Below are 24113 nucleotides of genomic sequence, written 5' to 3' on the forward strand. Positions count from 1 at the left end.
CGTCACGGTCATCAGTGTCTCCTTGATCAGGAGTTACACCGTTATTCGTACAGTCCCAACTCGGCTCGCAGCAACAGTGAAGGGCCCATAACGCGACTGCCTGCGTCCGACTCAGCCACGACCTCGTACGAATCAAGAACACACGACGTCAGCGAGCGGCCAACACCGATTTTCAGCCCGGAACGGGCCGCCCGCCAGCGGCGAAAAAACTCAGCCCGGTGGGCGCGGCACAGGCGGGAGTGGGCAGCCGGCTCGCGCGGCAGGGCGGAACTGTCCTGATCATGACGGGACGGCGTCTCGCGTACCGGAAATTTCAGGTCTTGGGGGTGCTTTCCCGGAGGACGAGTTCGACGGGGATGTCGACGTGGGTGGGGGCGGAGCCGGAAAGGGCCAGCTCCAGGGCCTGGCGGCCGAGGTCGTGCAGGGGGACGCGGACCGTGGTGAGGGGTGGGAGGACGTCGACGGCGGCGGCGATGTCGTCGAAACCGGCCACCGCGATGTCGGCGCCGGGGGTGAGGCCGGCGTCGCGGAGGCCGCTCATCAGGCCGATGGCCATCACGTCGTTGACGGCGAAGACCGCCTCGGGACGGCGTGACGCGATCGTGGCGGCCGCCTGGAAACCGCCGGCGCGGGTGAAGTCGGTGACGATCTGGTCGGCGGCGTCCAGGGCGAGGCCGGCCGCGTGCAGGCCGTCGGTGAAACCCTGGCGGCGGTCGGCGGAGGTGCGGATGTCGTCGCCGGCGTGGACGATCGCGAAACGGCGGTAACCGGCGCCGGCCAGGGCCGTGGCGAGGCGGCGGGCGCCGCCGTAGTTGTCGATCGACAGGGTGGTGAACGGGAGTTCGGGCTGGCTGATCAGGGCGACCCGGCCGCCGGACTCCTGGTAGGCGGACAGTTCGTCGGTCAGGGCGGTGTGGGTGTCCGAGCCGGTCGTGCGGGTGCCCGCGATGATCACGGCGCGGGGGCGGTGGCCGCGGAGCGTGCGGACGATCTGGAGTTCCAGGCCGGGGGAGCGGTCGGCGATCGCCATCGTGACGATCAGGCCCGCCTCCTGGGCGGCCTCGGTGACGCCGGCGGCGATCGAGGAGAAGTACGGGTCGTCGATGTCGTTGACGACCAGGGCGACCGTGCTGCTCGAGCCGCGGGCGATGGCCTGGGCGGACAGGTCGGGGGCGTAGCCGAGGCGGTCGGCGGCGGCGCGGACGCGGTCGGCGTTCTCCTTGCGGACGGTGCGGTCGCTGCCGTTGAGTGCCCGGGACGCGGTGGCGTACGAGACGCCTGCCTCGCGGGCCACGTCGCGCAGCGTGACGTGCTCGGGTTCCACCTGTGTGATTGTGCCAGGTGCTCGACGTCCACAAGGGGGCAGGGAATACGTTTTCCGGTAACTGGGCTGAGGCTGAACTAGCGCCCGCCCTCGCCGTAGGCGGCCCATCCCTGGTCGAGGAACCGGAAGCCGGCCTCGACGGACGCCTCCGGATCAGCCTCGCGGACTGCCATCAGCTGGATCTGCAGCGCGAAGCGCACGTAGAAGCGGATCTCCTCGCTGGGCTCGTCGAGACCGAACTCCTCGGTGAGCGTGGCGATCAGCGCATCCTCGTGACGCAGCCACATCCTCTCCGCGTAGTCGATCAGCGCCGGCGTGCCGTCCATCAGCGCGAGGATCCGGCTCTGCGGTTCCGTCTTCAGCGCGGCGATCTCCGCCAGGTAGTGCGCCTTGAGCGCGCCGGAGACCGAAAGGCCCGGGCCGCGGTCACGGACCGCGGCCACGAGTCGCTCGTGCCGTTCCTTCTCGTCAGCGAAGACGAGCGCTTCCTTCTGCGGGAAGTGCGTGAAGACCGTCTTGGGTGTCACGTCGGCCTGGTCCGCGATCTCGCGCACCGTCACAGCGTCGAAGCCACGCTCAAGGAACAGCGCCGTCGCCGCTTCCAGGATGGTCGTCCGCGTTGCTGCCTTCTTGCGCTCACGCCGCCCCAGGGGCTCTGCATCCACCATGCTCACATCGTACCCTCGCACTCTTCTTACCTTGACGCTAAAACTAAACTCGATATAGTAAGAGTGTGAGTGAAGCTAGTTTGGCTGTGTTCGCCAGCCCGCCGACACCACGCCACTTCCGGCACCAAGCCCCCGAACGCTCACTCTCACGACGCGGATAGGCGGAAAACGAATGAAAGCAGCGAAGTGGATCGGCGCCGCAGTCATCGGCGCCGCGATCGCCTACAGCCTGTTCACGAACGCGGCGGTGACCGCAGCCGCGATCGGTGCCGTACTCGTTCTGGGATTCCTCTACGTGTACCTCATCTACTTCGGCCGCCCGAACCACGTGGCCAGCTTGGACGAGATCACGGACACCGGGTGGCACACCGTCGACCTGGGAGAGGCGACCGTGAGCGCAGACGGCTCCAGCTACGCGATGTTCGTCAGGCGCGGCACGTCCAACAACCTGGTGATCCACTTCTCCGGTGGCGGCGCCTGCTGGGACGGTGAAACCGCTTCCCGTCCGATCAAGCCCATCGGTGTGGTGCGCGGCTACACGCGAGATTTGACGATGTTCTACTTCAACTCGCTGACCCGGCTGTTCCCCGCCGGGCTCGCCGGGATGGCCAACCGCCGCGACACCACCAACGCCTTCCGCGACTGGAACTTCGTCTTCGTCCCCTACAGCACCGGGGACCTGCACGTGGGCGACACCACCAACACCTACCGCCACAACGGCAAGACCATCAAGATTCACCACAACGGGCGCAACAACTGCAAGGCCGTACTCGACTGGGTCTACGCCAACTTCCCGTCCGCCGACAAGGTCATGGTCTCCGGTGAAAGCGCCGGCGCCTGGGCCTCAGCCTTCTACGTCCCGCAGATCGCCGACCACTACACAGACTCGAAGCTCTACTGCCTCTCGGACGGCGTCGGAATCGTCACCGAGCGCTGGCGCGACATCCTGGACACCACCTGGAAAGCCGACAGCGCAAGGACCCTGGGCTTCGACATCGACACCGACCTCTACGAGGACGCCCTTCTCCACCGCTCCGACGCGGCCGCGCGCACCATCAAGTACCTGCACAGCAACACGCTCTACGACGACACCCTCACCCGCTTCGGCGCCGCACTGAATCACACGTCAACCGAGACCGACGGCTTCATCGAGGACTGGGCAGCCAACACCAAGGCATCGATCACGCGCCTCAACCAGTCCGGCCTTCACTACAACTTCTTCCTCACGGACTGGGGTCACAAGCCCAAGAAGCACACCACCGAACACACCCTGACCACCAACGAGTTCTACAACAAGTGCACGGCCGACGGAGTCCTCTTCTCCGCATGGATCAAGCGCAACGTCATCGACGACGAAGACCTCTCGCTCGGACACGAGCTGCTTTCGGTGAAAGTACGATGAGCCCCTGCACCACCCGGGGGAGAGTGGAATGCCGCATCCAGCGAGGCCGACCGTCACCCTACGTGAGGTGGCGGCGGCCGCCGGTGTGTCGGTGGCGACCGCCTCGCGGGTGCTGGGCGGCAGCGCCCGTACCGTGTCCGCGGAGAATGCCCGCAAGGTCCTGGAAGCCGCATCCGAACTGCGTTACACCGCCGACGTGGCGGCCCGGGCCATGCGCCGCAAGAGCGACTCGATCGCGCTGGTCGCCGACGACCTGACCACACCGTCGATCGCGCAGGTGGTGGCCGCCATGGAACGGCAGGCGCGGACCGTCGACGCGTTCGTCACGGTGTCGGCGGCCGGCGGCGACACGCGGCGGCAGCTGGAGACGGTGCGGACGGTGTGCGCGTTCCGGCCCCGCGCGCTCGTGATCACGTCCAGCTGGGCGGCGACCACGGCGTACGGGGCCCGGCTCGCCGAGGAACTGCACGCCTACGAGCGGCGCGGCGGCCGGGTGGTGATCTACGGCGACATGGACGCCCCGTTCGACGCGATCAGTGTCGACGACCGCGGCTCGGCCCGGCTGATGGGCGCGCACCTGGCCGCCACCGGTCACCGCCGGATCGCGATCCTGGCCGGTACCCGCGAGCGCACGTTCGCGGCCGCGCGCACCACCGGCTTCCTCGAGGGCCTGCTCGGCGGCGGCGTCGACGTACGCGACATCCGGGTGATCGACTGCCCGGTCAGCCGTGCCGGTGGCTACGCGGCGACATCCCGCCTCCTCGAGGAGAGCCCCGGCGAGTTCGACGCCCTGATGGCGGTCAACGACACGATCGCGGTGGGCGCCCTGTCAGCGTGCCGTGCCGCCGGCGTCGACGTCCCGGGCCGCCTGTCGGTGACCGGCTTCGACGACATCCCCCTGGCCGCGGACGTGACCCCACGCCTCACCACGGTGGCCCTGCCGTTCGCGGAGATCGGCGAACGCTCCATCCGCCTGGCCCTGACCGTCGCCGGCCGGCCCGACCGCCCCGGCGTCCGCCGAACCGTGATCGGCCGCCTCATGGTCCGCCAAAGCTCGAAGGTCATCTGAGTCACGAGCGTCGAGGCCGTGGCCCTCCATCGGCTCGGTCTTCCACGACATCACCAGCGCACACGGCCGCATCCCGCTCGGCACCCATCCCCGACACCGCCGCCGTCGTCGTGCTCGACGACCACCTGCGCCCGGTCCCACCGGACACCGTCGGCGAGCGCTTGCTTTCGGTCACGCTGGCCGGACTCCCGGGTTGCCCTCGGTCGCGCTTTCACGAGGGTGGGTGGGCGCGCACGGCGGCGGTGTCGTGGTTGCCTACGTGGCCTATCGCCGCGATGGCCGCCCACGTGGTGGCTTTCGTGTGCTTTCACCTTCGGAAGCCCGGTCGGCGAGCGGCCGCATATGCGGGGTATTCAACCGATCTCCGCCCGGCGGGGGGCGGCACAGGCCGAAGCGGGCAGCGAGCGCGCCGACCGGACGGGACGACCCTGATCAGGCGAGGACGAGGACACCCGTACCGGAAAGAAGCCGGAAGCGAAATGCGGACCTCGACTACAAGGCTTCTATAACGGCAGGGGAGCAAGTTCTGGCCGCGTTCACGGTTCGTTGACCGGGAACGCGGCGGCGGCGATCCGGTAGACGACGCTGTGCCGTAGCGGTCCGGGTGGCATGGTCAGGTCTTCGAAGTCCTCGGCTGGATCGTGGGTCATCCCGAGCCGGTGCATCAGTGCCCTGGACCGTTCGTTGCCGGCCACCGCGATCGCCAGGATCTCCGGCAACCGCAGGGTCTGGAAGCCGTAGGCCAGCACGGCACGGGCGGCCTCGGTCGCATATCCGCGACCCCATGCCGAGCGGGCCAACCGCCATCCGGCCTCGATCCCGCTTACCGGGGCCTCCTCGTCGACCGGGTCGAGACCGGCCATGCCGATGAACTCGCCGGTCGCGGCTACCTCGACCGCCCACCATCCCCAGCCGCGCTGGGCGAGTTCGCCGCGGAAGTACTCCATGCCGGCGGCGGCCTGGTCCCGGGTGAGCAGGTCCGGCCAGAATTCGCGGACCTGCGGGTCGGCGTTCATCGCCGCCCAAACCTCGAGGTCGTCGGCGTGCCACTGTCGCAGCCGCAGCCGCTCGGTGGTCAACTCGGTGAACTGCTCAGCGGTCATCTTCGCCCCGTCTCCGGTTCTTCGTCGTCGCCGTGACGCTATGTGACTCGGTGGGCCCGGCATTGTGGGGGTGCGGCCCGGGCCGAATCGGTCGCACTCGCCGGCAGTCGTCGCGACGCCATGTGACTCGGTGGGCCCGGCGCCGTGGGGTCCGTCCGGAACCGGAGAAGACATCTCGTGGAAACACTTGACCGTCGATGTGATGGGGCCGCAAACTCTGGAATACGTTTTCCCGCCACGGCGGAGGGCAACCGGCACGGTTTGAAACGTTCCGTTGATCCCCTGTGAAGGAGGGTGAGTGAGCGCCGACCAGGCCGCCGCCTCCTTCGTCAAGGAACTCCAGACCGAGATCGACGCCGCCTGACGACGGCGTACCGCTGAAAGGACGTCATGTCGCAACCCCGCTATCGCGCGGCCATCGTCGGAACCGGCGGCATCGCCGCCGCCCATGCGCAAGCCTTGCGCGAGCACCCGGACAGGGCGCGCCTCACCGCCGTCGTCGATCTCGACGGGGTACGGGCACGCACGTTCGCCGAAGCATGGGACGCGCCGACGGTCGCCCCCGACCTGACCACGCTGCTCGCATCCGGTGACGTCGATCTCGTGCACCTGTGCACGCCGCCGTCCACGCACGCCCCGCTCGCCCTGGAGTGCCTGCGGGCCGGCGTGAACGTGATCCTGGAGAAGCCGCCCACCCTGTCGCTGGCCGAACTGGACACTCTCGCCGAGGCGTCAGGTGCGTCCGGCGCGCACGTGGCGACGGTCTTCCAGCACCGGTTCGGCGCCGGCGCGGTCCGGCTGCGGGCGATGGCCGCGGCGGGCGAGCTGGGCCGCCCGCTGCTGGCCACCTGCGAGACCCTCTGGTTCCGGGACACCGCCTACTTCGAGGTGCCGTGGCGGGGCCGGTGGGAGACCGAGGGCGGCGGTCCGACCATGGGTCACGGCATCCACCAGTTCGACCTGCTGCTGTCGGTGCTCGGGCCGTGGGAGCAGGTCACCGCGGTCGCCGCCCGCCGGGACCGCGACGTCGACACCGAGGACGTGTCGATGGCGCTCGTCACGTTCGCCGACGGCACGGTCGCGTCGGTGGTCAACTCGGTGATCTCGCCGCGGCAGGTTTCCGCGCTGCGGTTCGATTTCAGCCACGCCACGGTCGAGTTGTCGCACCTCTACGGCTACACCGACGCCGACTGGACGATCACCCCCGCGCCCGGCCACGCCGCCGTCGCCGCCCGCTGGGCCGAATCGCCGTCGACCGTCGAAAGTGGCCACGGCGGTCAGCTCGCCGCCGTTCTGGACGCGCTCGACGACGGCACCCCACCACCGGTCACCATCGAGGAGACCCGCCGGACCATGGAATTCGTCGCCGCCATCTACGCCTCCGCCTTCACCGGCGCCCCGGTCCGCGCCGGCCAGATCGGCCCGGACAGCCCGTTCGCCGCCCGCATGGACGGCGCCGGCGCTCCCTGGCAGGCGGTGCGCACACGATGACGATCGCCGTCGATCATGCGCTGGGACGTTCGGTCACGGTTTCCGTTTCCGGCGAACCCCTTTTCTCGTACGTGTACGCGCCCGACACCCAGCAGTGGGAATCCCCGAAGCCCTACCTGCATCCGATCCGCACCCTGGCCGGGGACCTGGTGTCGCTGTACCGCCCGCACGACCACGTCTGGCACAAGGGCATCGCCTGGTCGCTGCCGCACGTCGGCGACCACAACTTCTGGGGCGGCCCCACCTACGTGCACGGCCAGTTCTACGTGCAGAAACCCAACAACGGCACGGCCGCGCACCGGGCCGTGACCGAACTGTCCGCCACCGACCGCACCGCCACCCTCGTCCACGAACTGGACTGGACGTCCCAGCAGGGCGAACCGGTGATCAGCGAGCAGCGGGCGCTGACCGCCACGGTCGTCGACGACACGAACTGGGTGCTCGTCTTCGAGACCCGGATGACCAACGTGTCCGGCGGCACCCTCGCGTTCGGGTCGCCGACCACCAAGGGCCGGGAGAACGCCGGCTACGGGGGACTGTTCTGGCGCGGGCCGCGTTCCTTCACCGGCGGAACCGTGCAGTCCCCGGACGGCATCGGCGCCGACGACCTGCGCGGCAAGCGGGCCGACTGGTTCGCGTTCCGCGGCAGGCACGACGAGTCCGGCCGGTCCTCGACCGTGCTGATGGTCGACGACACCACCAACCCGCAGCACCCGCCGCAGTGGTTCACCCGCAGCGCGGAGTTCGCCTGCCTCAACCCGGCGCCGTTCTTCAGCGAGGAGGTCGACCTGCCCGACGGCGAGAGCCTCTCCTTCCGGTACGCGGTCGTCGTCTCCGCCGGTGATCATGGCGACGCGGGTACCCGTACCCTCGCCGAACTGGGCCGGGATGCGCTCAGCGCACCCCGAAAGACGGCCTGATGGACGGGCTCTTCCCGGGCGGCACCTCGGTGACCCGCCTGTCGGTCTATCCGGGCGCGTGCGCGGCGGACGGGCTGGCCGGCGGCACCCCGCACGTGCATCTCGCGTCGACCGAGGCCTATGTGGTGATCGGCGGGGCGGGGGAGCTGCACACTCTGAACACCACCGGGCACCGGACGACACCGCTGGCGACCGGGTCGGTGGTGTGGTTCACGCCCGGCGTGATCCACCGGGCGGTCAACCACGGTGACCTCCAGGTCGTCGTGGTGATGTCGAACGCGGGCCTGCCGGAGGCCGGGGACGCGGTCATGACGTTCCCGCCTGACGTGGTCGCCGACCCTGATCGCTATCGGGCAGCGGTGGCGCTGCCGGTCGACGAGCGACGCGACCTCGCCGTGCGGGGCTTCCTGCGGCTGGTCGCCGATCCGGCGGCGCTGGCGGAGTTCTACGACAACGCGGTGGCTCTCGTGCGGCCGAAAGCCGGCGGTTGGCGGGACATCTGGGCGTCGACCGTCGAGGCGCAGACTCGCTGGACCGGCGAGGTGATCGACGCCCTCGCCCACGGCGACGGCCGTCATCTGCGGGCATCCGCGCTGGTCACCGCACCGCAGAGCGAGACGGAACGGCTCGGCATGTGCGGACGTTTACGAACCTATGACGTACGGAACGGGGAGACGTTATGACGCGCCTGGCAGAACGGCCGGTTGCACCCTGGCATAGTCGAAATCGACTGTTGGATTTCGGCTATGCCGAGGCGGGCGCTCGACAACCCTCTGGTGCTGGCCATCCTGGGACTGCTCCTGGAACGGCCGATGCACCCCTACGACGTGCTCGGCGAGCTGCGGGGACGTAGCGAGACCCAGGCGGCGGTGATCACCCGCGGCTCCGTCTACGACATCGTCGCCGCGCTGAACACCGCCGGCTGGATCGCCGAAACGGCACGGCTCCGGCAGGGAAACCGGCCGGAACGCACCGTCTACGCACTGACCGACGCCGGTCGGAACGAACTCGTCCGCCGCCTCGACGAGCAGATCCGCAACCCGCGACGCGACTTCACCCCGTTCGTGGGCGCCGTGGCCTACCTCGGCGCGCTCGGGCCGGACGGCGCCGCCGACGCGCTGGCCGAACGCGCTGAGCGGCTCCGGGAACGAACCGCCGCCGACGAGCAGGCCCTGGCCGACGTGCTCATCCGGGACCTGCCGCGGCTGTACATGATCGAAGCCGAGTACGCGCTGCACCAGGCCCGCTCCGAGCTGGCCTGGATCGACGCCACGATCGAGGAGATCCGCACCGGCAGGCTGCCCTGGCCGGCGCCCGCGATCCAGGAGGGCCCGTGAGGTTCGGCATCTACCCGCGCGGCCGGGCCGGAGCGACCTGCTCGCGCCCGGACGACCCGGCGGCCATCGGCGCACTCGTCGACGAACTCGCCGGCGGCCAACCGATGGTGATCCGCGAATACGTGCCTGCCGCGCGCCCACATCCCGGCCGGCGTCCCGATCCACATCGTCGAGAACGGTTCGACCAGCGGGCCGTCGCGCGGCGAACAGGCGCAGAGCGAATCCCTCACCGAGATGATCCACACCATCCTGGACCAGCGGACGACGGCCAACATCACCGTGTACGAGCTGTTCGGCCTCCGTGACGCCGACAGCGACTCCACCGAACCCCTCGGCAGCCTGGGCCTGGTCACCGACACCTACCACCGCAAGGCCGCCTTCGACACCTACCGCGACGTCATCCACCGATGCGGTAGGCCACCTCGCTGAAGCCTCACTTCTCTCCGTGCAGGGCGGCGTCGACCAGTTCCTCGAAGGTGCACCGGTCGGCGGGGGACAGGTGCGCGAACATCTCGGGCAGCCGGTCGGCGACGTCGGCGTAGACCGCGTCACCGATCTCCTTGCCCAGCGGTGTGCTGACCAGGGTGCAGAGGCGGCGGTCCGGTTCGCAGGTGGTGCGCTGGACCAGGCCGCGGCGCTCGGTGCGGTCGATCAGGCCACTGAGCCCGGGTTTGGCCAGACCGAGCAGCTGGGCCAGCTCGGTCATGCCGCGAGGCTGGTCCTTGACGAGGCAGAGCAACTGGGCCTGGGCGGTGGTCAGGTCGTGCTCGGCGCAGATCTGCGTGAACCGCCGCTGGATCAGGGTGGACAGGCAGACCAGGTGGTTGCCGAAACCCGGGCTCGCTGTCATGGGTGTCATCCTACCTTGCGAAAATTCGCGGCGCGAACTAGTTTCGTTCGCGCCACGAACTTTCTCTGGAGGGCTGTCCCATGACCGACGCATTCGACGCCTACGACCTCGCCGGCACCAAGCTGGCCAACCGCATCGTGATGGCGCCGATGACCCGCAGCCGTGCCCACGGTCCCGGCAACACCCCGACCGGACTGAACGCCACCTACTACGCCCAGCGCGCCACGGCCGGGCTCATCGTCAGCGAAGGCATCCAGCCGTCGGTCGTCGGCCAGGGCTACACCGACACGCCCGGCCTGCACAGCCAGGAGCAGGTCACCGCCTGGCGCAAGGTCACCGACGCCGTCCACGCCGAAGGCGGCGTGATCTTCGCGCAGCTCATGCACAGCGGCCGGATCGGCCATCCCAGCCTGCTCCCGGACGATCTGATCCCGGTGGCGCCGTCCGCCGTCCGGGCCGCCGGGCAGGTGCACACCTACGACGGCCTGCAGGACCTCGTCACCCCACACGAGCTGACCGAGGCGGAGATCGCCGGCACCATCGCCGACTTCGCGTCCGCCGCCCGCAACGCCATCGCCGCCGGCTTCGACGGGGTGGAGATCCACGGCGCCAACGGCTACCTGGTCCACCAGTTCCTGTCCGACAACGCGAACCAGCGCACCGACGGCTGGGGCGGCTCGACCGAGGGCCGGATCCGGTTCGCCGTCGAGGTGGCCACCGCGATCGCCGAAGCCATCGGCGCCGACAGGCTCGGCATCCGGCTGTCGCCGAACAACCCGTACAACGACATCACCGAGACCAGCACCGGCGAGATCTACCCGGCCCTCGTCTCCCGGCTCGCGCCGCTCGGGCTCGCCTACCTGCACCTGGTCGAAAGCGGCGACCGCGAGCTCACCCGGCGGCTGCGCGCGCAGTGGCCGGGCACGTTCGTCCTGAACCCGGCCACCCTCCCGCGGTACACCGGGCCGGAGGAGCTCGCCCTCATCGAGGACGGCACCACCGACCTGCTCTCCTACGGCGGGCTCTTCATCGCCAACCCGGACCTGCCGGCGCGGCTCGCGGCCGGCGGGCCCTTCAACACCCCGGACTACGGCAAGGCGTTCGGCGGTGACCACACCGGCTACATCGACTACCCGTCCCTGTCCGCCTGACCATCCTCCGCTCGCGGGGTGCTCCCGCTGCCGGAGCACCCTGCGGTGGTTCATCCGGCGACGATCGCCGCCGGCTTTCGGACATCAGTCGTGGTACGCCCGAAGCGCTGCGACACTGGGGCCGCGTATCGGCGAAACGAGGTGGAGTTGACGGAGAGCAGGGCCCTTCCCGAATGGGAGCGGATCAGCGTTCTGCGGGCCGAATCCGAGTACGAATCGGTGCGGAAGGACGCGCGCGTGGCGTACCTCATCTGGGTCTTCTCGGGGATCTTCGGCGGTCACCGCTTCTATCTGGGCGACACCGGGCGGTCGATCGCGATGCTGTTCACCCTCGGTGGCCTCGGCGTGTGGACGCTGATCGACCTGTTCCTCATCCGCGGCCGGGTCCGCGCGGTGAACCGGGCCCGCCGCGCCGCCGTCATGGCCCGGCACGGGATCATCGACGTCGCGTTCGGGAGTGAACGCCGCCTCGGTGGGTAGACGGTTGATCGCGTCCTGACGAGTGTCACGGGAGGTGTGATGGCCGGGCGTCGATTGCGGGACTCCGTGGTGCTGGTCACCGGAGCGTCGAGCGGGGTCGGCCGTGCCACCGCGCTGGCGCTCGCCGCCGAGGGGGCCAGGCTGGTCCTCGCCTCGCGCAGCGGCGAGGCGCTGGCCGAGGTGGAACAGCAGTGCCGGGCGCGCGGCGCGGAGGTGCTGGCGGTGCCGACCGACATCGCCGACCCGGACGCGGTCGAACGGCTGGCCTCATCGGCGGTGCGGCGGTACGGGCGGATCGACACCTGGATCGAGGCGGTGGCCGTCGGCATCGCCGGGCCCCTGGGCTCGGAATCGGTGGACGAGATCCGGCGCCTCGTCGACACGAACGTCTTCGGCACCACGCTGTGCGCCCGCGCCGCCGTCACCACCTTCCAGGCCCAGGGCCACGGCACGCTGGTGATGGTCGGATCGTTGCTGTCGCTGTTCCCGAACCCGATGGTGCCGCTGTACTCGATGAGCAAGTTCGCGATCCGGGGCCTTGCGCTCAACCTGCGGCAGGCGGTCGCCGGGAACCGCCGGATCCACGTGTGCCTCGTGCTGCCCGGGCCGATCGACACACCGTTCTTCGAGCGGGCCGCCAACCACACGGGCCGCAGGCTGCGGGCCATTCCACCGGCGTACGCGCCGGAGCGTGTCGCCGCCACGATCATCGCCTGCGCCCGCCGCCCACGCCGGCAGGCGACCACCGGAGTGGTCTCTCACCTGGCGCTGGCCGCCTACCGGCTGGCGCCGCGTGCCACCGAGGCTGCGGTGGCCCAGTGGAGCATGAGACTGGTGACCGGTCCGACGGCGGCGCCGGCCAGCCGGGGATCGCTGTTCGACGCGCCGCCGACCGGGGCGGTGCACGGCGGATACCGGCGCGGCCGGCTCCGCCGCCGCCTCGGCGAATGGCTGGCGGGCAGCGCCCACCAGGTCACGGACGGGTGAGCGCAGCGATCACGTCGGTCTACCCGTCCGTGTCGAACTGCACCTCGAACCCCGTCCATGTCGGCGTCGAAGGCAGCGCGCACCGCCGCGCAGGTGTTCTCGCCGGCAAGACCCTGGCGCGCGGTTCGGGTCGACCGGGTTTACAGGCTTTTCCAGTTTCCGGCGCCGAACCTGAGCTGTAGGTGCCTGTACTTCTCGGGCGCGATGGTGTTCTGTGTGGAAGAAGGTGAGGAATCAGCCCTCGGGTTCGCCCGCGACGGGGTGACGACCAATGGTTCTTGATCACGCCGCGCGCGCAGCACAGTGGAGTCTTCTGGAGGTGCTCGCGTGGCCGGCGACGACCCCGCCCGAGTCCTTGCTCAGCGGCTGCGTGATCTGCGCAGGTCCTGGTGGCCGCACGTCTCGGTCACCCAGGGGGAATTGGCCGCCGCACTGAGCGAGCGGAAGCCGGCGAGCATCCAGCTGATCTCGTCGTGGGAGCGGGTCGGCAATCCCACCCCACCTCCCGAGGACCGGCTCAACGCCATCATCACCTTCTTCTGTACGCGGCGATCGATCCAGCGACGGCCGTACCGGTTGATTGCTGAGGACGAGTTGACCGCGGAGGAGGCGGCGATCCGCGCGGATCTCGCTGCCGATTTGTTCGCGTTGCGGGCCGAAGCAGTCGGCGACAGTTCGGCCGAGATCAGGCGGCAGAGCATCGTCGGGAGAGGGCCGTGGCACTACGAGGCCGGGCCGATCGTCATCATCTGCGCTGACCCCGGCAACGAGGACCGGTCAGTTCCTGCCGACCCGGACCGCTCGAAACTCTCCCGGCTGGCCGATCTCGATTCGCTGTTCGAGCTACACGGATTTCTCCGTGCGGTGAACCCCGACCTCGACGTCCGGTACGTCAGCGCACGCGACGTGGTCGAGGACCATTGGACGGCGCATCTCGTCCTGCTCGGGGGCATCGATTGGAACGCCGCGACCAGCGATGCCATGCGCCTGACCGGGGTTCCGGTGAGTCAACACTCCGACGACAACGACCCCAGCCGGGGATACTTTGAAGTCAGTGGCGGTGATAGGTTCGTTCCAGAGTTCGCTGAGCGCGGTGGATCCCGAGTGCTGGTCCAGGATGTCGGGCACTTCTTCCGCGCACCGAATCCGATGAACCGGGAACGGACGATCACCGTATGCAATGGAATGTACGGTAGTGGCGTCTACGGCGCGGTTCGCACCCTCACGCACGACGTCTTCCGCGAGAAGAACGCCGACTACCTGGCGCCGCGCTTCATCGGGGACACGTTCAGCCTGCTCTTCCGGGTCCAGGTGCTCAATGGCGTTGCAGCCACACCGGACTGGACAGCGCCTGGCACCGTTCTGCATACCTGGCCGGAGGATTGACTGTGACCAGCCTGGCTGTTCTTCCGGACGTCGGGGAGCTGCACCACGAGTCGCACGCCGGTCTGCTCGACGACGAGGAGATCCCGGACGACCCAACTGACTTTGGGCTGGACGCCATCATTGTGCCTACCGCCTCGATGACCGACGCGTTACGGCATGTCATCCAGGTGGGGCGGGAGATCGACTGCCCGGTGGTCGCCCTATGTAGCCGGGACGCCTCTGCCGTTCAGGCTTGGCGAATCGCCCAGCACGAGGCGGCCGCCCTCATGGCGGTGGACGTTGACCATACGTTCGCCGGGAAGTTGCCGTCCTTCGCTACCGACCGCCAGTTGCGGAACAGCGGGTTCGCCGGCGCCAGCGACCTGAGCCTCAAACGCAACCTCGGGCTGGCGCTGGCACGCGGGTCGGGCTGGCGGCGGGTGCTCTTCCTCGACGACGACATCCACATCGACGAGCCGGAACAGCTGCACCGGGTCGCCGGGCTAGTCGACCGGTACCGCGCCGTGGGGCTGGCCAATCACGGGTTCGCCGACAACTCGGTGGTCTGCCACGCCTACCGGGCGGTCGGTGGCGCGCAGGACAGCTTCATCGGCGGGGGCGCGATGATCGTCGACGCCGCCCGTACCGGATCATTCTTTCCGAACATCTACAACGAGGACTGGTTCTTCCTGCTCGGCGACGGCGTCCCCTTCACCGCGGCCCGCTCCGGCGCGATGCGGCAGCGAACCTACAATCCGTTCGCCAATCCAGCCCGTGCCGCCGCCGAGGAACTCGGCGACACCCTCGCCGAAGGGCTTTTCTGGTTGCTCGACACCGGCGAGCATATCGACGTCGCGAGCAGCGCCTCCTGGGGCGATGCCCTCTTCCGTCGTCGCATGTTCATCGATCTGATTATCGGCATGACCGGGCCGGCTGATGATCGGATGCGCCGCTCCCTGCTGGCCGGCCGTGGGCGCAGCGCCGAGATTACCCATGGGTTCTGTCGCGATTTCGTCGAGATTTGGCAGGCTGACCTGCAGAAATGGCGAGACTACCTGGCTTGGGTGCCGATTTCTTCTGGTCCGAAAAAATTCCTGTACGAGACCGGTATGTCGTACCACGTGTTGTTTTCGGAAGCCTTCACCGCGCGGTAGCCTGTCAGTTCCGTTTGCCGATCAGATTGGCGAATATGTCGCACGTCATGACCACGAGTGCCGACCTGGCTTTGGCCGAGCCGTCAGACCTTGATGCCATCGTCAAGATTTTCGGGCATCGGCAGTACTTCGCCGAGCAGTTGGCCGATCCGAAACCTCCGGGTGACACGGTGTTCCTGGCCAGGAGGGGCGAGGACTTCCTCGGCACGGTGACGGTCGGTCCGGTCGGTGCCGACGAGGCACAGTTGCGTGCGGGTTTCCCACCCGATTCTGCTCGTCTGCTCACCCACCTCGAAGTGCCCGAGAAATTTCGCAATCACGGAATCGGAACGTGGATCATGCGGGAGGTCGAGCAACGGGTCGCGCAGGGTGGCTTTCGGCAGATCGTTCTCGGAGTCGATCTCGACAACGCCGGCGCCGCACGCCTTTACCAGCGGCTCGGTTACCAGCTCTGGCGGCATGACCGAGTCCCGACCGTCAAAGTCCACTATCGTGAGGACGGAACTTCATGGTCCGAGCCGGACTGGTGCCTCATCTTCTTCAAGGATTTGTGGATACCCGCCTCCGAGCCGGCTGGGCAGTCCACCGACGAAGACTGTAGTTCCAGTTGAGGCGACTGGAAATTGGTTCAACGAGTAACGCTGGCCACCCGGTTCGGCGATCAGCGATGAGCTGCTGAAATTTATTAGAATTTTCGCCGACCGCGGTGAAATCGTGCTTGAAGCCGTGTGATCGGCCTGGATATTCCTGCCGCAATTCCATTCTTTCGCCTATCGGTCACCGAATGCCACTCTCAACGCGAAGCAGCATCACGGGCTGCCTCGTGGGGAGACAGGGCGGGACATATGGGAACTGTGGGCGCTATTCCAACACTATCGGCACTGACCTCGGCCGGGCAGCCGGCCTATTCCGCCGAGCTGCTGGCGGCGCTGCTCGCCGCCGCCACGCTGCTGTTCATGATTTTCATGGTTGTCATGGTCCTGAAAGCCGTCTACCGGATCATGGTGAAGGCGTTCCTGATCAGTGCCGGAGTGGCCGTCAATCTCACGTTCGCCGTCGCTGCGGCGGTTCTGGCCATCGGGTATCTGAACCGCTGAGCGCGATCGGATTCATTCCACGTAGCGGCTGACCGTCAGCCGGGATGGGTCGGGGCGGCCTGCCGGCACCAAGACGCTGAAGACCTGGCCGGGGTGGTCCAGCACGAAACGCCAGGTGCCGGACTCGGTGCGCTCCTCGGCGCGGATGGTCGGCGGTGGCGCCGGCTCGGCCAGTTCCGGCCACTCGGTGTCGATCAGGGTGACCGCCATGGCCAGCGCCTCGGCTCTGGTCAGCGGTGATGCCGGCTCCTCGGCGACCGTCCGGTCCCGTTTCCAGAAGCTGAAGATCGAGGCCTTGACCATCTCGTACGCCGCGTTGCCGGCGATGCCACCGCCGATGATCTCGGCGGCCGCGAGCCCGATGTCCATCGCCGGCGACCCGTACGAGCCGGGCCGGGGCGTCACCGGCTCCCGGTATTCGATCCGGCCGTCCACGGCGTACAGGTTCGCCAGGGTGCCGTGGCCGGGCAACGCGCCGAGGTGGACTTGCAGGCGGGTGCCCTGGGCGCCGTCCCGCAGCCAGCGACAGAGGGTGAGCACTTCGACGCCGGCCCGGTCCTGCACGGCGGTGTCCAGGAGCCGGCCGGTCTCCGCGATGAGCGCCCGGGCGCCGGCGTCGACCGGCTCGCCGGGGGCGGCGAGCCACGTGACCGTCGCCTCGTGGATCCGGGTTCCCATCGCGTACAGGAAAGCCTCGACCCACCCCGGCTCGCCCGACATCGGGTACGAGCCGCTCGCGCTCAGTTTTTGCCCGCATCCGACGCAGGCCATCGTGAAACCGTGCTGCTGTCGCGCCGGCGGGCGGGGCGAACATCGGTGCGGGATGGCTTCCATTCGGCACTCCCGTGTGGACGGAACCAGGACCGGGACAGGCTACTTGATCAAGATTCTGGTCGATGGGCGTGTGTACCGTCGCGTCCATGATCGAGAACATCAGGCTGGCCATCGTCGGGGTCGGGAACAACACGTCGGCACTCGTGCAGGGCATCAACCTGCACCGGCGTACCGGGACGCTGGTTGGGGTCCGGCAACCGCAGATCGGCGGCTTCGGCGTCGGGGACATCGACGTCGTCACGGCCTTCGCGATGTCGGACGGCAAGGTCGGGTGCGACCTGCACGAGGCCATCTTTATGCCGCCCAACAACTTCGGGCCATTGGAGGCGGAGCTGCCGCCGTCCGGCGTGACCGTGCGCCGCGGCCTGGTCGGCGCCGAAGGGATCGACGACGTGGCGGCTGCGTTCGACGGTGCCGAGGTGGTGCTCTATTCGGCGCCCAGCGGACGGCCCGGGACGGCGCTCGCCTACGCCGAAGCCGCGCTGCGGGCGGGCGCCGCGTTCATCAACACCACCGCTGACCCGGTTGCGCGGGATCCGGAGCTGCTCGGGCGGTTCGAGGCGGCCGGGCTTCCGCTGATCGGGGACGACCTGGCCAGCCAGTTCGGGTCATCGGTGGTGCACCGGGCGCTGCTGCGGCTGCTCGAGGAGCGCGGACTCACCCTGATCAGCTCCTATCAGGTCAACCTCGGCGGTACGGAGGACTTCCGCAACCTCGTCGAGAACCCCAGTACGAAGAAGCAGTCGAAGCTCAATGCCCTCGGAACGGATCGGGTGCAGATGGCGCCGCTGGGCTACCTGCCACACCTCGGGTCCCAGAAGGTTGCTCACATCAACATTGAGGCGCAAGGGTGGGGCGAGACTTCCGTCAATCTGGACGTACATCTGAAGGTGCATGACCCGAGTGGAGCCGCCGGCGTCAACATTGATCTGGTACGTCTTGCCGCGTCCGCGAAGCGGGCCGGCCGTGGCGGGTACCCGTCGGAGGTGGCGTCGCTGCTGAAATCGCCGCCCGGAACGGCGGTCTGAGTGGACATCTGGACGGTCGGCAACACCCCGGCGGCCGACGTGCGGGGCGCGAAGGCCGCCGGGATCCGCGCGCTCCTGGTTGGTGAGGCGAGCGTGTCTGACGCTGTTCGCGCCATCTACGACTGGCAGCTGCTCGCAATCGAGAGCACTGCTCTTGACGGTGAGCGAGTGGTTGCTGTTCACTGTTCTCAAGCGAGAGCAGTGCTCTCACAAACGCGGGAGGCAGTCATGCGATACCTGGCACCCAAGAGCGCCAGCAACCTGTTCAACGACTTCGCCAAGTGGCTCACCGCCCGGGGGATCAGCCTGCTCGGCAGCCGTGTCCTGGCCGTCCGGGGCCGCAAGAGCGGCGAAGTCCGCACCACGGTGGTCAATCTCTTCACCCACGAGGGCGAGCGCTATCTGCTCGCGCCGCGAGGGCACACCCAATGGGTACGCAACCTGCGCGCCGCCGGTGAAGGGGAACTCCGCCTCGGCCGCCGCACCGAGCCGTTCACCGCGATCGAGGTCGAGGATGCCGCCAAGCCGCCACTGATCCGCCTCTACCTGCGCAAATGGGCGTGGGAGACGGGCGCCTTCTTCGACGGCCTGAAAGCCGACTCGCCCGAGGCCGACATCGTGGCCGCCGCCCCCGGCTTCCCGGTCTTCCGCATCATCACCCACTGACCGCCCCGGCACCGCCATCTCCACCGGCCGCGGCACGACGTACGAGACCGAGGCGGCTGGATCCGCGATCATGGACGGTTGATCCTGAGTTGATCTTGAAGGAGCTTGTGCCGGTGAAAGTCGGCGGGCTAGCGTATTTGCCGAGAATTGCCGGTTAACTCAGCGGAAGGTTTTGTCGCATGGTCATTCCACCGGCCCTGCCACGGGAACGCCTCAGGCGGATTCCTTTATGACCACTCCCGACGAAGACTTCGGCCGGCCCGCAAGCCGGGAGAATTCGATCGATGGAGAGACCATCCGGCTCGCGGATATCGTGCGTTCCTCGCACGATGCGATTGTCGGCGGGACGCTCGACGGTGTGGTGACCGCCTGGAATCGGGCGGCCGAACGGCTCTACGGCTACCACGCCGAAGAGATCATCGGCAGGCGTGCCGACAGGCTCTATCCGCACTGGTGCCGGGCCGGCGAGGCGGCAGTTCTCCGCCAGGTCGCCAGCGGCGAACAGCTTGACCAGTACGTGACCGAGCGGATCCACCGCGACGGGAGCACCATCACGGTCCGGCTGAGTGTCTCTCCCATCGCCGACGACACCGGCAGGATCGTCGGTGTCGCCGCCATCTCCCGTGACGTTCGCGGCGCCACCGGGCCGGAGAAGGCGGACCGCGCCCGGGTCGTCCTGCCCGCCGCCACCAGCCACGAGCTGCGTACCCCCTTGCAGGCCGTCATCGGTTTCACCGGCACGCTGCTCCTGCGCCTTCCCGGACCACTCAACGACGAACAGGTACGCCAGCTCGAACTCGTCCAGCAGAGCGCCCGCCAGCTGCTGGAGATGATCAACGACCTGTCCCGCCCGGCGAAGACCTGACGATCGCCGGACATGGGCGTACCCCGATCGAGCGATAGCCGATCGCGCTCGCCTGTGGATATGGTTTGGCCTTGGCCGATCGATGTGGTCGGGTGGTGTGAACCGTGGTGCCCTGGCAACTGGCCGCCTTGGCCAACGCGATTATTCTCGTGGCCTATCTGGCAATCTCACTTGCCATCGGGCGAGGATTATGGCGCGCACGGCAATGGCGCAGAAATCCGCTCGGCCTGGCGACCGCGGCGATCTTCTTCAGCTGCGCGGTGCACCACGGCTCACATACGGTGCACCTCATGCTTCCCTATTTCGGCTGGGGAATGCATTCCGGGATCGCCATGCGCCATGCGTTCGGATCGAGTTTCAACGTCGGCTGGGACCTCGCGACCGCCGCCGTCGCGGTGTGGTACTGGACGTTACGCGGCCGGTTCCCGGCCCTGGTGCGCGGCGCCGCGGTGTTCGAGGATCTCCGGCTGCGGCAGGCCGCGGAGGCGACGCTGCGTGCCAGCGAGGAGCGTTACCGCGGCATCGTGGAAACCACCAGCGAAGGTGTGCTGCTCCTCGACGGCGACGGACGGATCGGTTATGCCAACAGCCGGTTCGCCGAGATGCTCGGCCGGCCGGCCGCGGGGCTGCCGGGAACGGCCGTGGTGGACCTGGTGGCCGAGGCGGACCGGCAGGTCGCCGAGCGAGAGTTGGCCGGGGCCCTGGACGGCGGAACCCGCCGGCTCGAGGTCGGGCTGCTCCGCGACGGCGGCCGGGTGATGTGGGCGCAGATCGCGTTGACGGCGCGGGCCGGCGACCACGGTGTCCTCGCCATGGTCGCCGACGTGACCGAGCAGAAGAACGTCGAGGCACAGCTACGCCAGGCGCAGAAGCTGGACGCGGTGGGCCAGCTCGCCGGTGGGGTGGCGCACGACTTCAACAACCTGCTGACCGTCATCGACGGCTACGCGGCCCTGTTGATGGCCCGGGCCGACGAGGCGTCCTCCCGCGACCTCACCATGATCAGGGAAGCGGCGACCCGGGCCGGGGCGCTGACCCGGCAGCTGCTGGCCTTCTCCCAGACCCAGGCCACCGAGGTACGGGTGGTGAACGTCGTGGGCCTGGTCACCGGGCTCGAGGAGATGTTGCACCGGCTCATCCGCGAGGACATCGAGCTGGTGGTGACGACCACGGCGCCGTCGTTGCCGGTACGAGCCGATCCCGGCCAGCTGGAGCAGGTGATCGTCAACCTGGCCGTCAACGCCCGTGACGCGATGCCCGGCGGCGGCATTCTGACCATCGCCACCGATCACGTCGACGTCGGTCACGAGCTGGCCACCCAAATCGGCGGCCGGGCCGGGGAATACGCTCTGATCACCGTCGCCGACACCGGTGACGGCATGTCCGCCGAGGTGGCCGCCCGGATCTTCGAGCCGTTCTTCACCACCAAGGAGCAGGGCAAGGGAACGGGCCTCGGAATGTCCACGGTGTACGGAATAGTGGCCCAGGCCGACGGGCACATCCGTGTGGACTCGGAACCGGGACGAGGCACCGTCATCGAGGTGCACCTGCCGATCACCACGGCGCCGACCGTCGACATCCCCGCCCAGCCCATGCCGCGGGAGCTGGCGACCGGGACCGAGACGATCCTGTTCATCGAGGACGATGCCGCCGTGCGGATGCTCACCGAACGGATTCTGCGAACCGCCGGTTATCACGTCCTGTCCGGCGCCGACGGCCGCCAGGCCCTCAAGATCGTTCGCGGGAACCCGGACATCAGCCTGCTGGTCACCGACGTCATCATGCCGGGCATGAACGGCCGGCAACTGGCCGACCGGGTCACCGCCATGCGGCCGGGCCTACCAGTGATCTTCACGTCCGCGCACACCCGTGGCGTGCTCACCCTCAACCCGGACGACCCGACCGTCGCCTTCCTGGAGAAGCCCTACACGGCCACCGGAATCACCCAGAAGGTCCGCGCCGTGCTGGACGCCCGTACCGCTTCGACCGCAACGAATTGAGGTTTCCGGTGTCAGCCGACCAGCCCTGGAATACCGAGAACGCCACGGTGGCGGGCACCGTGCTCTACATCGACGACAGCGTCATCAACACCATCCTCGTCGAACGCATCCTCAGCAGCCGGCCGGCCGTCGTGTTCGACTCCGCGCCGGACGGCCGAACCGGACTGGACAGCGCCGCCCGGCTTCACCCGGACCTGGTGCTGCTCGACCTCACCCTGCCCGACATCAGCGGGGAACAGGTGCTCACCCGGCTCCGGGCCGAACCGGCCACCCGGGCCATTCCGGTGATCGTGGTCAGCGGCGAGACCGACGACGCCGTCCACCGACGGGTCCTGGCCCAGGGCGCGCTGTGCTGCCTGACCAAGCCGTACGACATCGAGGACCTGCTCCGGCTCGTGGACCACTCGCTCGGAGCGGGCCGGCGCTGACCTGTCGCCCGGCGGCCTACTCGGACACCCACAGAACGGCGAGGCAGACGTCGTCGTCGGGCGAGTCTCCGCCGAGCATCTCCCGGACGATCCGCTCGGCCAGCTCCTGGGCGTCCGGCAGCGGCCAGGAGCGGTCGGCCTCGAGGTCACCGAGGGCCCGCACGGCGACCTGCGGCAGCCGTCGCGCATCGGAGGCCTGCGGACCGCTGTGACGGTCGATCAGACCATCGGTGTACGCGCAGAGCACCGAGCCCGCGGCCATGGGCAGGTGTTGCCCGGAGAACTCCGCGTCCGGAAAGACGCCCAGCGCGGGGTCTTCCCGCCGTAGGGCGACAACCGCCGGATCGCCGGCTTCGCCGGGCAGAAGCAGCAGGGGTACGGGGTGACCGGCGTTCGCCAGACACAGCAGGCCGGTTTCCGGATCGTAGATCGCGACGACAGCGGTGGCGAACGTGTCGCCCGGAAGACTGGCGATCAGCAGCCGGTTGAGCCGGGTCAGCAGGCGGGCCGGATCGGGATCCTCGTGGGCGTACGCCCGCAGCGCCGCGAGAATCGAGGCGATCGCCGCCGCGGCCGGCTGGTCGTGGCCGGCCACCTCACCGACCGACAGCAGGATCCGGCCGCCGTCGACCTGCTGGACGTCGTACCAGCCGGTGCCGATGTCCAGCCGTTCGGGGGCGGCCAGATAGATCGCGCCCAGCTCCACACCGGGCGCCGCCGGCAGTTCCCTGGGCAACACGGCCCGGTGGAACGTGTCGGCGGCGCGGCGCTCGGCATCCCACTGCGCCTGGGCCTGCTGGCCGGCGCGCTGGGCATGGCGGATCTGGGTGACATCCTGGGCGACCCCCCGCATGGTCCGCGGCGCCTCCCCGGCCCGCCGCCCCGGCGTGGTCGCCCGGCAGGACACGATCAGTTCATGGACGATGCCGTCCATGGCCGCGACGCGTATCTCGGTCCGGTCGGCCTCACCCGTCCGCCAGACCTTCCCGGCGATGGTCAGCAACCTGGCGAGATCGTCCGGATGCACACGCTGCCGCAACTGGTCGAGGCCCACCCTGGCGGACGGAAGCCGGAGCAGGTCGCACAGGCCGGTCGACAGCACGATCATGCCGGACTCCGGGTCCAGATCCCACATGCCGGACCGGGTGAGCTGATGAGTCTCGGCCAACCGGTCGGCGCAGTCCGTGACCAGGTTCCGCCAATGATCGGTCAGATCGTCGGCCGGGCACACGGGTTGCCGGCCCAGCGACACGGCCCCGGCCGCATCGACCGATCCGGCGAGCCCCGCTGCTTGCTCCGTGACGCTCCCGGAACCCAGGAGGGCGTCGATCGTCGCCAGCACCATGCCCGGTTGCGCCGGTTTGAAGATGACATCCCGGACGCCGCAGGCACGGGCCATCGGCTCGATCTCGTCGCGGCCGTAGTGTGCGGTGCTGAACGCGATCGGTATGTGGCGGGTCGCCGGCTGGATGCGCAGCCGGCGAGCCAGTTCGTAACCGTCGATATGCGGCATCATGACATCGGTGATCACCGCATCCGGTGGGCGCCGGCGTGCCAGAGACAACGCGGTGCCGCCGTCCGCGGCCTCACAGGTCTGATGCCCGCGGTAGCCCAGCAACGTGCGCAGGAAGTCCCGGCAGACCGGGTCGTCATCGACAACCATCACCGTCGACATCGATCTCCCATCACGAGAAGTCCAGCTGCGGCCAATTTCAACGGACATCGAACAGAATGAGGCATCCCGGTCCCGGAAAACGCACCCGCCGTCCGTCTCCGGGCCTCAGCACTCGATGACGTTGACCGCCAGACCGCCCCGGGCCGTCTCCTTGTACTTGATCTTCATGTCGGCGCCGGTCTCCTTCATGGTCTTGATGACCTTGTCGAGGGAGACGTG

Annotated in this window: 27 protein-coding genes; 20 read left to right on the forward strand and 7 right to left on the reverse strand. The window is 68.7% G+C overall.

The features are described 5' to 3' along the window. Positions 1-313 precede the first annotated feature (313 nt). Entirely contained in the window at positions 314-1324 is a 1011-nt protein-coding gene (locus tag IEZ13_RS45145; RefSeq protein ID WP_203834199.1) for a LacI family DNA-binding transcriptional regulator, read from the reverse strand. Between the two features lie 77 nt (positions 1325-1401). After that, complete coding sequence (locus IEZ13_RS45150) at positions 1402-1992, reverse strand: TetR/AcrR family transcriptional regulator (protein ID WP_183227972.1); 591 nt, start codon at positions 1990-1992, stop codon at positions 1402-1404. A 172-nt stretch (positions 1993-2164) separates the two neighbouring features. Between IEZ13_RS45150 and IEZ13_RS45155 the strand changes: the two genes are divergently transcribed. Both IEZ13_RS45155 and IEZ13_RS45160 read left to right on the forward strand, forming a co-directional pair. Next, positions 2165-3394 carry a pectin acetylesterase-family hydrolase gene (locus IEZ13_RS45155; protein WP_183227966.1) on the forward strand — a complete coding sequence of 410 codons (1230 nt, stop codon included), beginning with the start codon at positions 2165-2167 and terminating at the stop codon, positions 3392-3394. Between the two features lie 28 nt (positions 3395-3422). Then, positions 3423-4463 carry a LacI family DNA-binding transcriptional regulator gene (locus IEZ13_RS45160; protein WP_183227965.1) on the forward strand — a complete coding sequence of 347 codons (1041 nt, stop codon included), beginning with the start codon at positions 3423-3425 and terminating at the stop codon, positions 4461-4463. Between the two features lie 536 nt (positions 4464-4999). On the opposite strand, the gene IEZ13_RS45165 is transcribed toward IEZ13_RS45160, so the two are convergent. Further along, the gene (locus tag IEZ13_RS45165; RefSeq protein WP_183227964.1) at positions 5000-5566 is read right to left on the reverse strand and encodes a GNAT family N-acetyltransferase; all 567 of its coding nucleotides are present in this window, start codon (positions 5564-5566) and stop codon (positions 5000-5002) included. A 390-nt stretch (positions 5567-5956) separates the two neighbouring features. Between IEZ13_RS45165 and IEZ13_RS45170 the strand changes: the two genes are divergently transcribed. The 5 genes from IEZ13_RS45170 (at position 5957) to IEZ13_RS45190 (ending at position 9743) form a co-directional block, all read left to right on the forward strand. Beyond that, positions 5957-7057, forward strand: a complete 1101-nt coding sequence (locus tag IEZ13_RS45170; protein WP_183227963.1) for a Gfo/Idh/MocA family protein — start codon at positions 5957-5959, stop codon at positions 7055-7057. Next, positions 7054-7977, forward strand: coding sequence for a DUF6807 domain-containing protein (locus IEZ13_RS45175; protein ID WP_183227962.1), 924 nt, complete (start codon positions 7054-7056; stop codon positions 7975-7977). Before IEZ13_RS45170 ends, IEZ13_RS45175 begins: the two co-directional genes overlap by 4 nt. After that, complete coding sequence (locus IEZ13_RS45180; protein WP_183227961.1) at positions 7977-8660, forward strand: cupin domain-containing protein; 684 nt, start codon at positions 7977-7979, stop codon at positions 8658-8660. Before IEZ13_RS45175 ends, IEZ13_RS45180 begins: the two co-directional genes overlap by 1 nt. Positions 8661-8723: 63 nt before the next feature. Further along, entirely contained in the window at positions 8724-9314 is a 591-nt protein-coding gene (locus IEZ13_RS45185) for a PadR family transcriptional regulator (RefSeq protein ID WP_183227960.1), read from the forward strand. 234 nt (positions 9315-9548) lie between these two features. Continuing rightward, a complete protein-coding gene (locus IEZ13_RS45190; protein ID WP_183227959.1) occupies positions 9549-9743 on the forward strand; it encodes a hypothetical protein in 195 nt (64 codons plus the stop codon). 4 nt (positions 9744-9747) lie between these two features. Here the strand turns inward: IEZ13_RS45190 and IEZ13_RS45195 are convergent, their stop codons facing one another. Next, positions 9748-10164, reverse strand: coding sequence for a MarR family winged helix-turn-helix transcriptional regulator (locus IEZ13_RS45195; protein ID WP_183227958.1), 417 nt, complete (start codon positions 10162-10164; stop codon positions 9748-9750). An 80-nt stretch (positions 10165-10244) separates the two neighbouring features. Here IEZ13_RS45195 and IEZ13_RS45200 point away from each other — a divergent pair, with 80 nt between their 5' ends. The 8 genes from IEZ13_RS45200 to IEZ13_RS45235 all read left to right on the forward strand — a co-directional run bounded on the left by IEZ13_RS45200 (position 10245) and on the right by IEZ13_RS45235 (position 16398). Beyond that, complete coding sequence (locus IEZ13_RS45200; protein ID WP_183227957.1) at positions 10245-11315, forward strand: alkene reductase; 1071 nt, start codon at positions 10245-10247, stop codon at positions 11313-11315. A 147-nt stretch (positions 11316-11462) separates the two neighbouring features. Further along, positions 11463-11795 (forward strand): TM2 domain-containing protein, encoded by a 333-nt coding sequence (locus tag IEZ13_RS45205; RefSeq protein ID WP_221246397.1) that lies wholly within the window; start codon positions 11463-11465, stop codon positions 11793-11795. A gap of 39 nt (positions 11796-11834) precedes the next feature. Next, a complete protein-coding gene (locus IEZ13_RS45210) occupies positions 11835-12782 on the forward strand; it encodes an SDR family NAD(P)-dependent oxidoreductase (RefSeq protein ID WP_183227956.1) in 948 nt (315 codons plus the stop codon). 57 nt (positions 12783-12839) lie between these two features. Next, positions 12840-13064: a hypothetical protein gene (locus IEZ13_RS45215; RefSeq protein WP_183227955.1), complete on the forward strand. Its 225-nt coding sequence runs from the start codon at positions 12840-12842 to the stop codon at positions 13062-13064. Between the two features lie 45 nt (positions 13065-13109). Continuing rightward, positions 13110-14168 (forward strand): XRE family transcriptional regulator, encoded by a 1059-nt coding sequence (locus tag IEZ13_RS45220; RefSeq protein WP_183227954.1) that lies wholly within the window; start codon positions 13110-13112, stop codon positions 14166-14168. A gap of 2 nt (positions 14169-14170) precedes the next feature. Continuing rightward, on the forward strand, positions 14171-15301 hold the full coding sequence (locus IEZ13_RS45225) for a hypothetical protein (protein ID WP_183227953.1): 1131 nt from the start codon (positions 14171-14173) through the stop codon (positions 15299-15301). 47 nt (positions 15302-15348) lie between these two features. Continuing rightward, positions 15349-15912 (forward strand): GNAT family N-acetyltransferase, encoded by a 564-nt coding sequence (locus tag IEZ13_RS45230; protein WP_183227952.1) that lies wholly within the window; start codon positions 15349-15351, stop codon positions 15910-15912. Between the two features lie 234 nt (positions 15913-16146). Next, positions 16147-16398 carry a hypothetical protein gene (locus IEZ13_RS45235; RefSeq protein WP_183227951.1) on the forward strand — a complete coding sequence of 84 codons (252 nt, stop codon included), beginning with the start codon at positions 16147-16149 and terminating at the stop codon, positions 16396-16398. A 12-nt stretch (positions 16399-16410) separates the two neighbouring features. On the opposite strand, the gene IEZ13_RS45240 is transcribed toward IEZ13_RS45235, so the two are convergent. Further along, the gene (locus tag IEZ13_RS45240) at positions 16411-17076 is read right to left on the reverse strand and encodes a hypothetical protein (RefSeq protein ID WP_183227950.1); all 666 of its coding nucleotides are present in this window, start codon (positions 17074-17076) and stop codon (positions 16411-16413) included. Between the two features lie 242 nt (positions 17077-17318). Between IEZ13_RS45240 and IEZ13_RS45245 the strand changes: the two genes are divergently transcribed. The 5 genes from IEZ13_RS45245 to IEZ13_RS45265 all read left to right on the forward strand — a co-directional run bounded on the left by IEZ13_RS45245 (position 17319) and on the right by IEZ13_RS45265 (position 22219). Next, positions 17319-18260, forward strand: a complete 942-nt coding sequence (locus IEZ13_RS45245; RefSeq protein ID WP_183227949.1) for an inositol-3-phosphate synthase — start codon at positions 17319-17321, stop codon at positions 18258-18260. 228 nt (positions 18261-18488) lie between these two features. Beyond that, positions 18489-18926 (forward strand): nitroreductase family deazaflavin-dependent oxidoreductase, encoded by a 438-nt coding sequence (locus tag IEZ13_RS45250; RefSeq protein ID WP_183227948.1) that lies wholly within the window; start codon positions 18489-18491, stop codon positions 18924-18926. A gap of 229 nt (positions 18927-19155) precedes the next feature. Beyond that, positions 19156-19791, forward strand: coding sequence for a PAS domain S-box protein (locus tag IEZ13_RS45255; protein WP_183227947.1), 636 nt, complete (start codon positions 19156-19158; stop codon positions 19789-19791). A 104-nt stretch (positions 19792-19895) separates the two neighbouring features. Beyond that, complete coding sequence (locus IEZ13_RS45260; RefSeq protein WP_203834197.1) at positions 19896-21791, forward strand: ATP-binding protein; 1896 nt, start codon at positions 19896-19898, stop codon at positions 21789-21791. Between the two features lie 8 nt (positions 21792-21799). Then, positions 21800-22219 (forward strand): response regulator, encoded by a 420-nt coding sequence (locus IEZ13_RS45265; RefSeq protein WP_183227946.1) that lies wholly within the window; start codon positions 21800-21802, stop codon positions 22217-22219. A 16-nt stretch (positions 22220-22235) separates the two neighbouring features. Here the strand turns inward: IEZ13_RS45265 and IEZ13_RS47800 are convergent, their stop codons facing one another. Together IEZ13_RS47800 and IEZ13_RS45275 are read right to left on the reverse strand one after the other, a co-directional pair. Beyond that, the gene (locus tag IEZ13_RS47800; protein ID WP_306421564.1) at positions 22236-23894 is read right to left on the reverse strand and encodes a fused response regulator/phosphatase; all 1659 of its coding nucleotides are present in this window, start codon (positions 23892-23894) and stop codon (positions 22236-22238) included. A gap of 105 nt (positions 23895-23999) precedes the next feature. Continuing rightward, positions 24000-24113, reverse strand: a 114-nt coding sequence (locus tag IEZ13_RS45275; RefSeq protein WP_189285791.1) for an L-serine ammonia-lyase, iron-sulfur-dependent, subunit alpha, incomplete at its 5' end; no start/stop codon positions are given.

Origin of the sequence: Actinoplanes campanulatus (genome assembly GCF_014647795.1) — a bacterium.
Classification (GTDB): domain Bacteria; phylum Actinomycetota; class Actinomycetes; order Mycobacteriales; family Micromonosporaceae; genus Actinoplanes; species Actinoplanes campanulatus.